The sequence below is a fragment of the Prevotella fusca JCM 17724 genome, assembly GCF_001262015.1.
GTDB classification, from domain to species: Bacteria; Bacteroidota; Bacteroidia; order Bacteroidales; family Bacteroidaceae; genus Prevotella; species Prevotella fusca.
In genome coordinates, this window is record NZ_CP012075.1 from 665,246 (window position 1) to 679,221 (window position 13,976).

9 protein-coding genes and 1 pseudogene are annotated in these 13,976 nt (G+C 40.7%); 3 read left to right on the forward strand and 7 right to left on the reverse strand.

The window, feature by feature from the left end; translation table 11 throughout:
* Positions 1 to 244 precede the first annotated feature (244 nt).
* The 3 genes and pseudogenes from ADJ77_RS09990 to ADJ77_RS10000 form a co-directional block, all read right to left on the reverse strand.
* Positions 245 to 1,792 carry an MBOAT family O-acyltransferase gene (locus ADJ77_RS09990; RefSeq protein WP_025079222.1) on the reverse strand — a complete coding sequence of 516 codons (1,548 nt, stop codon included), beginning with the start codon at positions 1,790 to 1,792 and terminating at the stop codon, positions 245 to 247.
* A gap of 45 nt (positions 1,793 to 1,837) precedes the next feature.
* On the reverse strand, positions 1,838 to 3,241 hold the full coding sequence (locus tag ADJ77_RS09995; protein ID WP_050696365.1) for a GDSL-type esterase/lipase family protein: 1,404 nt from the start codon (positions 3,239 to 3,241) through the stop codon (positions 1,838 to 1,840).
* Positions 3,242 to 3,360: 119 nt separating this feature from the next.
* A pseudogene (locus ADJ77_RS10000) lies at positions 3,361 to 4,007 on the reverse strand (TetR/AcrR family transcriptional regulator).
* Positions 4,008 to 4,194: 187 nt separating this feature from the next.
* On the opposite strand from ADJ77_RS10000, the gene ADJ77_RS10005 reads away from it, so the two are divergent.
* Positions 4,195 to 6,480, forward strand: coding sequence for an NADP-dependent malic enzyme (locus ADJ77_RS10005; protein ID WP_050696366.1), 2,286 nt, complete (start codon positions 4,195 to 4,197; stop codon positions 6,478 to 6,480).
* A 1,399-nt stretch (positions 6,481 to 7,879) separates the two neighbouring features.
* Here the strand turns inward: ADJ77_RS10005 and ADJ77_RS10015 are convergent.
* The 3 genes from ADJ77_RS10015 to ADJ77_RS10025 are packed head-to-tail and all read right to left on the reverse strand — an operon-like array spanning position 7,880 to position 10,034.
* Positions 7,880 to 8,590 (reverse strand): DUF2461 domain-containing protein, encoded by a 711-nt coding sequence (locus tag ADJ77_RS10015; protein WP_025079182.1) that lies wholly within the window; start codon positions 8,588 to 8,590, stop codon positions 7,880 to 7,882.
* Positions 8,591 to 8,611: 21 nt separating this feature from the next.
* Entirely contained in the window at positions 8,612 to 9,259 is a 648-nt protein-coding gene (nth, locus tag ADJ77_RS10020) for an endonuclease III (protein ID WP_025079181.1), read from the reverse strand.
* Positions 9,260 to 9,308: 49 nt separating this feature from the next.
* The gene (locus ADJ77_RS10025) at positions 9,309 to 10,034 is read right to left on the reverse strand and encodes a Type 1 glutamine amidotransferase-like domain-containing protein (protein ID WP_025079180.1); all 726 of its coding nucleotides are present in this window, start codon (positions 10,032 to 10,034) and stop codon (positions 9,309 to 9,311) included.
* Between the two features lie 104 nt (positions 10,035 to 10,138).
* Between ADJ77_RS10025 and ADJ77_RS10030 the strand changes: the two genes are divergently transcribed.
* Together ADJ77_RS10030 and ADJ77_RS10035 are read left to right on the forward strand one after the other, a co-directional pair.
* Positions 10,139 to 10,360, forward strand: coding sequence for a hypothetical protein (locus ADJ77_RS10030; protein WP_025079179.1), 222 nt, complete (start codon positions 10,139 to 10,141; stop codon positions 10,358 to 10,360).
* Between the two features lie 310 nt (positions 10,361 to 10,670).
* Entirely contained in the window at positions 10,671 to 11,339 is a 669-nt protein-coding gene (locus ADJ77_RS10035; protein ID WP_025079178.1) for a DUF1919 domain-containing protein, read from the forward strand.
* Between the two features lie 293 nt (positions 11,340 to 11,632).
* Here ADJ77_RS10035 and ADJ77_RS10040 read toward each other — a convergent pair whose 3' ends face one another.
* Positions 11,633 to 13,297, reverse strand: a complete 1,665-nt coding sequence (locus tag ADJ77_RS10040; RefSeq protein WP_050696367.1) for an AMP-binding protein — start codon at positions 13,295 to 13,297, stop codon at positions 11,633 to 11,635.
* Positions 13,298 to 13,976 lie beyond the last annotated feature (679 nt).

Here is a 13,976-nt window from a genome sequence, read left to right on the forward strand (position 1 = left end):
TTAACATTAAGTTCTAATATTAATGTTCCATGATAATGACTGCCCGCAAGTAGTATAAATTACAAAGAACGCATAGTTCGTGTGTCTGCCATTCAGGCATTATGTTCACACGCACTATGCGTTCTTGCATTAATATATAGTTTCCATTTATTCCTTTCTATACTTTGCGCCCTGCCTTGACATCTGCAAAGAGAAGTTTGGAATTCCATTTCCCCCTTTCCTTAAAGAGAAAATATTGGGAAAATCAGAACTGGAAGTAAATAAACGGCTGGATATCCGAACTTTTCACCTGCATGATGATAAAGATTACAATGGTAATGGCAATAGCAGAAACCACTACCCCACCTTTTTCCAGAACACGTACACAACGGTTCTGCCAAGAGTCTGGAATCCAGTGTGTGAGGAGAGCAAATGCCATAAACAGGAATACATACTTATAGCCCACTAAGACATTGGGAAGTACAGTAGGATTGAACTTTGTGAACATCTGCTTGAGCATAACCCATACACCATCGAAGTCCTTACAGCGGAAGAAAAGCCATGTGAAGCAGAGGACGTGGAAAGTAATGAACACAGAAAAGAAGCGGCGTATACCGGAAGGATGGTAACGGCGGTCGTGCTTCATAACAGTCTGTGACCAGAACTTATGCAGGCAGACCAATGCACCATGCAACACTCCCCATACGACAAAGTTCAGCGAAGCACCGTGCCAGAGTCCGCAAGCAGTCATAGCCACCATCTGGTTGAAGTACATGTGGAGCGTTCCCTTTCTGTTTCCACCAAGCGATATATACACGTAATCACGAATCCAGGTTGAAAGAGAAATGTGCCAACGACGCCAGAAGTCGGTCATTGAGTCGGCAGTAAGCGGTGCATTGAAGTTCATCGGAATCTTGAAGCCGAGAAGCAATGCAATACCGATTGCCATGTCCGAATAACCCGAGAAGTCACAGTAAATCTGTATGCAGTATCCATAAAGCCCGAGGAGCACTTCTCCACCTGAGAAAAGTGTGGGATTGTCGAAGATACGGTCAACAAAGTTCTGTGATATATAATCGGAGATAACAGCTTTCTTGAAAAGACCGATGATGATGAAGAACACTCCCTGTGCAAACATCTCCCTGCTGATGTGAAGCGGTTTACGAATCTGCGGTCCGAAGTCGGTCGTCCGAGTGATAGGACCGGCGAGGAGTGTCGGGAAGAAACTGACGTAGAAAGCATAGTCGAGAAGTGACTCCATCGGCTGTTCTTTCTTACGATATACATCTACAACGTATGAAATGGTCTTGAAAGTATAGAAGCTGATGCCAACAGGCAGGAAGATGTCCCACGGCTGGAAGTTTCCACCAATCATCTGTGTCACCATACCTGCAAAGAAGTTGGTGTACTTGAAGTAAGCCAGCAAGCCGAGATCGATAAACAGTGTCAATGCTAACCACAGCTTAGGATGCTTCCCTTTGGCTACCCGTCGTGCGATATAGAAGTCGCTGACGGTAACAATAATCAGCAACAGGAAGTAGAAGCTACTGCTCTTATAGAAGAAGTAATAAGAGAAGAGCGTTACGAAAAGTAACCTTGCATCCAACTTGTTCCGCAGACAGTAATAGCCTACCATGAAGACAAGGAAAATGAAAAGAAAGGCTCCCGATGAGAAGAGGAGTGGCTCACGTGGATTATAGAGCAGAATGTCTGTCACTTTCGTAAAGTCGAGACTTGAGAAATAAGACTCTATACTTTGTAGGAATATCTTTAATGTAGCCATAATCTGGCTGAGAATATTATTTATTTCCATCTTGGTTCTTTATTGGACTTATTGACCTAATAGGCTGGTAACTGTTTATTCTTCCATTAGCTTTGCACGTCGTGCATAATTCTTCTGCCCTGCTACGATAGACTTGAAAATACGTTGACCAACATATTTACCGCCTTTGTAATTGATGTGTACATAATCTTTTGTTCCCATATCCTGCTCGTCAACAATACGCATCATTGTGCCAGGACCACCCATTGCACGGAACAGATTATAGAAACCTACGTGACAATCGGCAGCGAGCTGTTCCTGATAGCCTACCAACATCTCAACACCCTTCATCGTACCGTCAGGTGAAGTCTTAGAGCCACGGTCGGGACTTCCGACAATAAGGATGCTTGTCTCCGGAAAACACTTGTGGAAGAGGTCTACTACAAGTTTCATGTCGCTCATATACACCTTCAAACGTTCAGGAGTAGTCTGTGCATCAACAGCATTGACACCGAACTGAAAGACAATGAGGTCGTATGGACGTACACGGGCAAACTCCTTCAACATCTGTTCGGGAAGACTTGCCAAGGTGGTACCAGAAGAACCACGCATGCTGAAATTGTCGAGCACAATACCTTCCCTACCCTCCTGTGATGTACCAAAGAGAACTGTATTAGCACCATTCACCTTGATTGTTGCATGAGAGGTTATACCGTCCATCTTCACAGCCTGTACTTCCGCCGACGGACTTACACGCTGCGTTGTTGTCTTTCCTCCATCTATCTCAAAGCTGACCTCAGCTCCTCCTTTTGAGCGCAGGTAAAGCCATGTACTTGTCCATTTCTCCGTAAGCGGGTACTCGTGTGACAGGGAGAATGGAGCATAAGACATTATAGCTTGCCCTCCCATCGTGTAATAACGCTCAGCTATACCAGCCTGATTGACATCATAGCTTGCCGGCTTCTTCACCATGTGCTCAGCAAGTCCTGTGAAATTCTTATCCACGGTGTGCTTATATTGGTCAAGATCATTACCTGCATCAATCCAACCGACGCCACATCCACCATACTTATGCTGGAGTTCTTCACGTAAATCAGCCAAAAGAATATCACCTTCAATGAACGAGTCACCAAAGTAAGCAATGCGTACAGGACGACCGACAGACTGCTTCTGAACCAAAAGATTAAGCTGACTGTAGAAATGGTCAAGCCCACCTGGCTTTCCTGCAGAATAGTCAACGATGCGTTCAGTTCCCTTAGGCCACTCTTCTTTGAAGTTGATTATCTTTCCATCCTTGTCATATGCCACTTCAGATGACGGTTTCTTTGGCGACGGGATTACATCCTTAAGCTCTTTCTTCTTTTGGGCAAGGTCGCTCAGAATGTCAATCTCACGCAGTTCCGTCCCATCAATCTTAAATGTAGGAAGGAAATGAAGCAGAAAAAGAAACAATGCCACCAACAGCGTCAGTAGCAAGGTCTTGTAAGTATTGTCTTTCATTTACTATATAATCTTTTTACCCGAAGGAACTTTAAAGGAACTTCAATAGAATTATGTATGCACATACATTTTCTTACTTATATGTCCTTATCGATTCTTACTTGTATGTCTTTACTATTTTAATTGTTTGATTCTACCAATGCAAGAGATTTGAGTTCCTCATCCAACAGCTTAATACCTTTTATCGTACAGAATGCACGAATATATAGCAGAATACCGATGTATGCCAGCTCCTTCACGTCATATGTCTTGTAAAGGTACTGGTTCAGATTGCCTGTTGCGAGGCAATGGTAAGTGTACGGACTATCTCATAATTTATGTCGGAAAGGAAAAGCCCCTCATCAATACCACGTTGCATAAAGGAAAGAACATCACTTTCCCTTTCCTTATGCTGGCTGCGCACATAAGCAAGCAGCTCTGGATATTTATGAATATCCTCGAAGAACTGCGGATTAATCCTGCTAAACTCCTCGATACGATGTCTGCAGACCTCTATGACGATATTAATTACATTCATTCCAGGCTTATCAAATGCCTGCATCTGACGCCTCTCCTCCTGTTTGTGGCGACGCACCACTTCCAGAAGCAGCTCTTCCTTATTGCTGTATATTTCGTAGAGCGTACGCTTTGATATCTTTAAATCGTTGGCAATATCATCCATCTTGACTCTTCTGATTCCATGCTTATGGAAAAGAGTTGTGGCAACACACAGGATTTTCTCCTTTAGTTCTTGCCGGTAAGTGGTTTCTGTTGAAGTATTATACATTAATATTTACATTTGTAGCAAAAATAATACCAGTGAGTGCAGAGGAAGTTGGTTCCCAGTTCACCGGCACTGTTTTATTTTCTGCAAAATTACAAAAAACTTTGATAATGACGTTTGTTTTAGAGTGGATTTTACTAACTTTGTAGAACGAATATATATTTTTGTAATATAAAGTAAAAGATTAATTATGGTCAAGGTAACAAAAGAGGCCGCTCTGGAATATCATCACAACGGCCGTCCAGGCAAGATAGAGGTCAAGCCTACCAAACCTTACAGCACACAGACGGATCTGAGCCTGGCGTATTCGCCTGGTGTGGCTTATCCCTGTCTGGAAATCCAACAGAATCCCGATGACGTATATAAATATACCGATAAAGGCAATCTGGTCGCTGTTATCAGTAATGGTACTGCCGTATTAGGACTGGGAAATATAGGTGCTATGAGTGGCAAGCCTGTCATGGAGGGCAAGGGATTGCTGTTCAAAATCTATGGCGGTATTGACGTATTTGATATTGAGGTGGACGAACAGGACCCTGACAAGTTCTGTGAAGCTGTTGAGAAAATTGCATCAACCTTTGGCGGTATCAACCTTGAGGACATCAAGGCACCGGAGTGTTTTGCCATCGAGGAGCGTTTGAAGAAGACCCTCGACATTCCTGTCATGCACGACGACCAGCACGGAACAGCTATTATCTCAGCTGCGGGATTGAAGAACGCCCTGGAAGTAGCTGGCAAAGACATTGCTGATGTCAAGTTAGTTGTCAACGGCGCAGGTGCTGCTGCTATTTCATGCACGAAGCTGTACATGGCTTTGGGCTTGAAGAAAGAGAACATCGTAATGCTCGATTCCAAGGGAGTTATCAGCTCCGACCGTGAGAAGCTGACACCACAGAAGGCACTCTTTGCCACTGACCGAAGAGACATCCACACGCTGGAAGAAGCCATTAAGGGAGCTGATATATTTGTCGGACTGTCAAAGGGTAACATCCTGACACAGGATATGATTCGCTCGATGAACGAGAATCCTATTGTATTTGCATTGGCTAACCCTGTTCCTGAAATATCATACGAAGATGCAGTTGCCGCACGTCCTGACGTTATCATGTCGACCGGTCGTTCTGACTACCCTAACCAGATAAACAATGTAATCGGTTTCCCATACATTTTCCGTGGTGCACTGGATGTACATGCCAAGGCTATCAATGAGGAAATGAAGATGGCTGCCGTACTTGCTATTGCAGATTTAGCTAAGCAGACGGTACCTGACGTTGTAAATGAGGTATATCATGTGAACGACCTTGCTTTCGGGCCGAAGTACTTTATTCCAAAGCCTGTCGACCCACGCCTTATCACCGAGGTCAGTGCTGCTGTTGCCAAGGCGGCAATGGACAGTGGTGTTGCCCGTACGCCAATCAAGGACTTTGAGGCATACAAGCAGAACCTGCGTCAGATGCTGGGACAGGAAACCAAGCTGACACGTACACTTCATGCTACGGCAGCTCAGCACCCACAGCGTATTGTCTTTGCAGAGGGCGGTCATCAGACGATGATGAAGGCTGCTGTACAGGCAAAGCAGGAGGGTATATGCGTACCTATTCTCTTGGGAAATCCCGACCGTCTGAGCCGTGTTGCCAACCGTTTGAAACTTGACATTTCAGACATCGAGATTGTAGACATGCGTGCTGACAAGGAACAGGGACGTCGTGCCACCTATGCCAAGCACTTAGCTGAGAAGCGTGCACGTGAAGGGTATACCTTTGAGGAGGCTTACGACAAGATGTATGAACGCAACTATTTCGGTATGTCAATGGTTGAAAATGGTGATGCCGATGCGTTTATCACGGGGCTTTACACAAAATACAGCAATACCATCAAGGTTGCAAAGGATGTAATCGGCATCCGACCAGAGTACAAGCACTTTGGAACCATGCACATTCTGAACACCAAGAAAGGTGTATTCTATATTGCCGACACACTCATCAACCGTCATCCGGACAGTGACGTGTTGGCTGATGTAGCCCGACTGGCATCGCATTCGGTAAGTTTCTTCAATGACGAGCCTGTTATTGCTATGCTCTCCTACTCTAACTTCGGTTCGGACAAAGAGGGTTCTCCACAGAAAGTACACACAGCCGTTGAGATATTACAGCAAGAATGTCCAGAACTGGCTATTGATGGCGAGATGCAGGTAAACTTCGCATTGAATAAAGAACTGCGCGATGAGAAGTTCCCATTTACCCGCTTGAAAGGTAAGGATGTGAATACGCTCATCTTCCCTGACCTATCTTCAGCCAACAGCGGTTACAAACTCTTGCAGGCACTGAGTCCTGAAACGGAAGTAATCGGTCCTATACAAATGGGGCTGAACAAGCCTATTCACTTCACAGACTTTGAGTCTTCTGTACGTGATATTGTCAATATCACAGCTGTTGCTGCCATTGATGCATACGTGGAGAAAGTGAAGCAGAAGTAAAAAGGTTCTTACTAAATAGATTTAAAGCAGGATACCACACATTGGTGTCCTGCTTTTATTATATCCCAGAACAATTTAACGATATGAAAATGGTTCTTGAATGACCATTTTTAAATAACGAAATATATTTACACAATTAACTGGAAAAACTTATTTTAATCATAAACAGACACAATAAAAAAACGAACATGCAACAACCAGACTACCAGTTGATTACAAAACCGCAAAATAACTAATGCTTAATTGCGTTCTTACTAACGCCCTTTAAGCGTTCAATTAAGCCTTAGTTAGACTTCAATTAAGGCTTAGAAGCAACGCAATTAAGCATCTGTAATTTTCAGTGATTGATTTAATTATTACCTTATTTCCGCAGCATTATTTCTTGTGAGAAGTCCAAGTGCCTGAGAAACAAAGTCCTCAAAACACTTGGATATGTCAGAATTTTCACCTATCTTAGTGCTATCAAATAATAAACAAGCAAAAATCTGACATGACAAAGGTAGCAATTAAAAACGAGAACATCACTTCCTTCGGAGGAATTTATCACATCATGGACGTTTTTCAAAGTTGGGCTTTGAAAAATGCGTGGATGTTTTTTCGTATAGCTTTAATGAAAGAACTGAAGTTATGCATTAAATAAAAACATAGCAAAGACGGTCTTGGCTACCTACTTTATTATCATCCTCCGACACAGAAAACCTTTTCATGTAAATATTTTGAAACAGCAGGCAACGGATTGAAAAATCATGACATAATTACGGGTAAAATACTTGCAGATAAAGATAAAAATACGTGTAAAAAGCAAGTTTGCAACCAGCAGTAAATCAATTGGTTATAAAGCTGTGCAAGAAAAGGTGCTTAATTGGACTTCAAAAGGGCGTTAGTTAGACCTCAAAAGGGCGTCTATTGCAAGTCAATTGGGCGTCTTTTCAAAGCCAAAAGACCATGTATTGGTTTTGGGTTGTATGAAAATAGTTTACAAATAGCGGTCGGTATGGGAATAAGTTGCTTGTAGAAGACGGAAAGACATAGCCTCTGTTTGCCTTTTCTGCATTTTTATGTTGTGCTTTACCCTCCTTTGTGAGACCGTCTGATTTTATACATAGACAAGCCTCAAGCCCCCCGAAGAGCCTCATGTCAACATATAGAGCCCCAAAAAGACATCTCAACATATAAAATCGACTCACAAGGAAAAACGCTGCGGAAATGAGGTATTACAAAAAGGAAGGTTTGTATTCAAGTTGACCAGTAGGATTTCGCAGCATTCTGGAGTTGTGAGAAACTCCAATGACCAATTTGAGTTAAATAAGTACCCATCGTTTGCAACATCATTACCAATGCGTTGGTAATATTATACACCAACGCCGGATAATAATGAAGGATGTATAAAAGTCATCTTTTACTCGTAATCATCAATCACATTATTAATAAAGTCCATCATTGGTTTACCCGTTTTGCAAATAATCTCTAACTTTCCAAGCCATCCATCACCCTCGAAGAAATCATCAGGGACAGACACCCAGCAGCAGTAGTCTTTCATGCGGAGATACTGAACAAACTCATAATCCTTTGGAAATCCTTTGGGAACAGTCTTCAAGGCTGTAAGTCCAAAGCCTTTCCCACTAACCTTGTCATCAGCCCATTCGCCTTCATTCGGGCGCCCGAACAGGTCTACGAAGTCGTTACTCTCTACATCTTTACGCCACTCATCTATATTCGCCATGATCTCATTGCGACACGATGTGAGGATATTTGTCGGCAACCAATAACAACCTACAGCTATCAGGCAGTTACCCGGCTGAAGATGAACATAATATCCTCCACGCAAAGACTTCCTGCCATGTGCACAGATATAAGCTCCGAAATGTCGTTTATACGGACTCTTGTCGGGTGAGAAGCGTACATCACGGTAGAAACGGTAAGTACAATCCTTTGCCGTCAGATGAGATACCTCATCATCAAAGGTTGACAATTGTGATATTATCAAATCAACTCCTTGCTCGAAATCAGCTTTTACCTCGTCATATTCAGCCTTATTTTCCAGAAACCATTGCCGGTTATTATTTGCAGCAATGCCTTTTAGGAAGTGCATTATCTTCTTTGTATTCATAATCTTTACTTCTTTACCTTTTTACAGTTTGCTATTCTCCAATCGCTTTGGACATATTTCATCAAAAGGACAATGCTCACAATCAGGCTTTGCACTCTTACAGACATAACGACCATGCAGCAGTATCCAATGATGTGCATCCGAAACCTCCTCTGTTGGAATATTCTTCATCAGATAATCCTCCACCTTACGAGGAGTATTTGCTGTTGACGGAACAAGTCCCAAACGATGACTGACACGATAGACATGCGTATCAACAGCGAGTGTCGGCTTACCAAACCACACTGCCTGTATGACATTTGCCGTCTTGCGACCTACACCCGGCAGTGTAACGAGTGCACTGGCTTCAGAAGGAACCACACCGTTAAATTCCTCAACCAACATCTTCGACATCTCAACCAGATGCTTCGCCTTTGAATTAGGATAAGAAACACTCTTCACATATTCAAAGATTTCCTCGGCCGTTGCCTCCGACATGGCTTTCGCATCCGGGTAATGACGGAACAAATCTGGTGTAATCGCATTGATACGCTTGTCCGTACATTGGGCAGAAAGCAGTGTTGCACAAAGAAGTTGGAAGGCAGAACCAAAATTAAGCTCAGTTGTTACATGTCCTACATGCTTGCGGAAGTAATCCAAAACATAAGTATATCGTTCTTTTCTTGTCATCTTTTTATAGTATAGTGCAGCATAAAATATACATCTTAGCCAATTAAACTTATTTTCTTTCTTTTATTACGATATTATTTCCCACAACGGCAATAGCTTGCTGGTTTGTAATAATCTTCAAGGGCAGATGACTGTTTTTATTGACAACTTCCCGTGCAGCCTCTTCAAAAGGAAAGCAATCGAAATGTACAACAGGATAGAATCCAACAATGCCAAGACCGATAAAGTCCTCGAACTCTGGCGTCAGCGAATAACAATCATCCATATCCTTTGCATATTCAACGTTGGGAGCAAGAATCATAGCTCCAGCAGATTCTCCAATATATAGTTTCCCTTTCTCCACCTGTTCTATGATATACTTGTCGGCACCTGTTCTCCTCAATTCCTGCAAGAGAAAAAACGTATTGCCACCCGATACATAGATACAGTCGCAGTTTGTCAGGACCTCTTCCATTTCATTCTTACTGCATTGAGTAATTTCCAATTCCTTGACGATAAGTCCAAGAGAGTCAAGTGCCACCCTGGCATCTTCCACATATTGCGTATACTCTTCATGAATGCTTGCTGTAGGGATAAATGCTACTGTCTTGCCTCTCAACGGAACTGAAACGGATTCGGATAAAATTGAAGCAACATCAGAAAAAGATGAACATAAAAAGATTTTCTTCATTGATATATTATGTTTTAGGACTTCCCTATCATTAGTACTGTAAACAGCTTGAACAGGAATAAAAATAAGTATTATAATTAAGAATATTATAAATCTATACCTCATACATTTCACGTTTAATACTGCAAAGTTACTAAAAACTAACAGATTATTTGGTGCTTTCCGAAACTTAATGTAATTTTGCATTAGAAATAAAAAACAAATTAATTATGACAACTCCAATGATAGGTTTGATTGCACTGCTTGTTATTGCATTGATCGGCTGGGTAATCGCAGAACTTAAAGACAAATGTGTTACATTCGTTCACTCAGAAGAAGAAGCTGAGGGAGAGGAAGAGATGAGAGAAGCGTATGAAGGTCATGGAGGCAAGGAACTAAATCTCAAGGATCTGCTTGCACATAACAGCACAAATGGCTATGAGTCAATTTAAAATCAGATAACTATAGAATATATAGGAGCGGGATTTGTATAGTTCAGGTTTCTGATTCTATAGAATCGGTGCATAATATTTCCAAACAATTTTATACAGAATATTCGGAAAAAGAATTCCTAAGTATTTGAACACATCTAAAACTGCTTACACATGATCAACATTTAATTACATCTTATCTTGCTCCACTACTTTACAAGTAATGTATAATCAATGTTCCTAATATTGTATTTTGTTATATTATATTTTTCAATATAAGCGTAATAGATTATCCTACAAATACTTTAATAAAATAAATCTTGCATTATTTATGGTAAACGTAAAGAAAAGAGTTCTGGGTCATTTAAATGGAATAACATCAAGATTAATGTATATTCCCAGAAGAATGTATCATAAACAAAAAGCAAAGAGATGTAATACAGAGAAATGTTGCATCATCTGTAATAATTGCACAGGTGGTATGATTTTACATGACTTAGGACTTAGATTTGATAGTCCTACGATAAACACCTTGTTTTATTCAGCCGATGATTTTCTTTTTTTTGCTAATAATATCAAGTCGATCTTTGAATGTGAAATCGTCAAAATTTGTGATTCGGGATATCCATATCCTGTAGGAGGCATTAAACTTGGTAATCGAGAGATAAAAATCGGTTTTGTCCATTATTCAACATTTGAAGAAGCTAAGAAGAAATGGATTGATAGATTTAAAAGAGTTGATTTCGATAAAATATTAGTATTGTGGGAAGGAAATGGACTCAACGATAATGATTTAGAATTATTAGATAAAATGAGTTTTCATAAACTTGTTTTTTCAATTCCAAACAAAAAATATTCTGATAAATATCCATTTTATTTAGGGAGCAATATTTATAACAATTGGTATCCTGGAAAGATTCTTGACTATAAACATCCATATTCCCTTAAACGATATCTTGATGATTTTGATTATATCAGATTCATTAACAATGGAACATAAACAAGAGGAGTCTTTTCCCATACAAGACAAAGGCAAACGTATGGGTCTAATTGTTACTCTTTGAATATTATATTGAGCACCTTATTCTATTTTTTTATCTTTGACAACTGATTCTTCTACCCTATAGTGATCGAAATATCACACAAAGTATCGGATGAATTAATTCTTTTACTCAGGAAGATTTAGAAACAAAACAGGGACATACACCCTTCGTCTATCTGTTCCATGATAGATTAATCGGATAAACGAAGACGTATGCCCATACCATCTTGTTTGTCAATAACGCTATAAGGTTATTCTGTATAAAGGAATCGCTTAATGGATTTCTTTGGTGTCTTCTCGAACTCTTCCTCTTGAATACGTATCTCAGCAACCTTACAGTAAGCTGGCACAATGGTATTCAGCTGAGTGCGATTCTCCTCCATGATGTTCTTTATATCCTCTGCATTGAGTCCTAAGTTCTGTGCCTCATCATAGTCCGGATGCACCAATCCAATAAGTTTCTCACCGCTTTGAATAACCAGACTCTCACTAACCAAGGTCAGTGAATTCAACTTATCCTCAATCTCTTCGGGATAGATATTCTGTCCATTACTTCCCAAAAGCATATTCTTGGAACGACCTTTAATAAACACATTACCATCATCGTCCATAAGACCAAGGTCACCTGTATGAAACCAGCCATCCTTGTCAATCGTCTGCTTTGTATCCTCTTCATTCTTATAGTAACCTAAAAGAACATTAGGTCCCTTTGTCAGAATCTCTCCCGGCACATTGGCTGGGTCTGAACTGTCAATGCGGACTTCCTGATGAAGAGCAGCCTGCCCACAAGAGCCTTGTTTAAAGGTGTGCCAGTCACGATAACAGATAATCGGACCACACTCAGTAGCCCCATAACCGACAGTATATGGGAAGTCTATACGACGCAGGAAACTCTCAATTTCACCGTTGAGTGCAGCTCCGCCGATAATAATCTGATAAAGATTACCGCCAAATGCCTGGTAAACCTGCTCACGAATCTTCGCACATACCTTTTTATTGATAACCGGCATATTAAGCAGCAGACGCATACGGTTGTTCTGAATCTTAGGGAATACTTTCTTGCGAATAATCTTCTCTATCACCAGTGGCACAGCAATCATTATGACAGGCTTTACTTCCTGAAGTGCCTGGGAGATAATAGCAGGTGACGGAATACGCGTCAGGTAGAAGATATGAACACCTGAGAGGAATTCATAAATAAACTCAAATGACATTCCATACATGTGAGCCATTGGCAAGATACTGATTACATTACTGCCCGGCTTCACCACATTACCTAAGACATTCTTGGCAAAATCAGCATTACTCCATAAAGAACGATAAGGAATCATAACACCTTTGGAGCGTCCAGTCGTTCCACTGGTATAGTTTATCAAAGCCAGTTCATCAGGGCTCTGTTCACGATAATAATGAACATGCTCTGCCCGGAAGTATTTTGGATAGCGACGTCCGAACTCTTCGTTCAGATGCTCACGGGCATAAGTCAGCTTCTCTGTGCGGCTTACAACCAACGAATAATCCGGAATATATATAATACCTTCCAGCCCCGGCATCTTCATTGCATCAATCTGCGTTACAACAACATCACCGACAAAGAGAAGTTTTGCATCAGAGTGATTGACGATGTTATGAATCTGTTCCGGCATAAACTCATGCAGGATGGGCACAGCCACAGCACCGTATGTGAGTACAGCTAGGAATGCTGCAGCCCATGCGGAAGAATTGCGACCACAAAGCGCAATCTTGTCACCACGCTGTACGCCACTCGCCTCAAACATAATGTGCAGTTTCTCTATTTTCCTGGCAACATCATGATACTGGAGGGTTTTACCCTTATAATCTGTTAGAGCATCAAGATCCCAATGGGTAATGATACTCTTCTCTATTAATTCATTAAAACTCGGAATCTTTTCCATTGCACAATTTTTCAATCTCTGTGCAAAGATACATATTTATAAGCACATTTCAAAATAAAATGTGCAGAAATATATAAAGATTAACTCAAAGTTCAAGATTGCATAAGCAGTAATCATGATTTAAAACATAATGACTTATCTGTTGAGTATAAAAAAAATACTTGTTAACTTACTTGACACGAATTATCTTTTCACCTAACTAACTGAAAGTCTTAACAAGTTTAGTAACCAAGACCTAACGGGTATGATGCAAACTATTCCACAATGTCATTCTCATGATAACAGTAGCAGAAACACTTATCTTGAATCAATGCAAAGGAATGAAATCATAAATGAGAAGGTTAAAATCTTCATGAAGGAAGTAGGAAGCAATACGAGCTGTCATAGAATTCATAAAGAATATCTGAAAAAGACAAAGAGCGAGTAGGATTCCTACTGCGCTCTTAAATTATCTTTTCGTATAAAACTCTGTCTTATGCTTGATTTTTGGTTCACGCCTCACGGCGTTCCCCAATCATCTTGCATCGTTGTTATCCTTTAATCAATCTTCTTTGTTACCTTAACTAAAAACCTATTTTTTGTTATCTGAACAATACTCTTTTGTTCTACCTTAAAATTAAATAACTAAAAACCTAAATCTATTACTACTAACCTAAACAATCTATTATTTGTCTTTTGA

Bases quoted from the DNA above. Each gene is read 5' to 3' on its own strand.
- ADJ77_RS09990 (WP_025079222.1), bottom strand. From the start codon at position 1,792: ATGGAAATAAATAATATTCTCAGCCAGATTATGGCTACATTAAAGATA.
- ADJ77_RS10030 (WP_025079179.1), top strand. From the start codon at position 10,139: ATGACAACTCCAATGATAGGTTTGATTGCACTGCTTGTTATTGCATTG.
- ADJ77_RS10040 (WP_050696367.1), bottom strand. From the start codon at position 13,297: ATGGAAAAGATTCCGAGTTTTAATGAATTAATAGAGAAGAGTATCATT.
- ADJ77_RS10015 (WP_025079182.1), bottom strand. From the start codon at position 8,590: ATGAATACAAAGAAGATAATGCACTTCCTAAAAGGCATTGCTGCAAAT.
- ADJ77_RS10005 (WP_050696366.1), top strand. From the start codon at position 4,195: ATGGTCAAGGTAACAAAAGAGGCCGCTCTGGAATATCATCACAACGGC.
- ADJ77_RS09995 (WP_050696365.1), bottom strand. From the start codon at position 3,241: ATGAAAGACAATACTTACAAGACCTTGCTACTGACGCTGTTGGTGGCA.
- nth (WP_025079181.1), bottom strand. From the start codon at position 9,259: ATGACAAGAAAAGAACGATATACTTATGTTTTGGATTACTTCCGCAAG.
- ADJ77_RS10035 (WP_025079178.1), top strand. From the start codon at position 10,671: ATGGTAAACGTAAAGAAAAGAGTTCTGGGTCATTTAAATGGAATAACA.
- ADJ77_RS10025 (WP_025079180.1), bottom strand. From the start codon at position 10,034: ATGAGGTATAGATTTATAATATTCTTAATTATAATACTTATTTTTATT.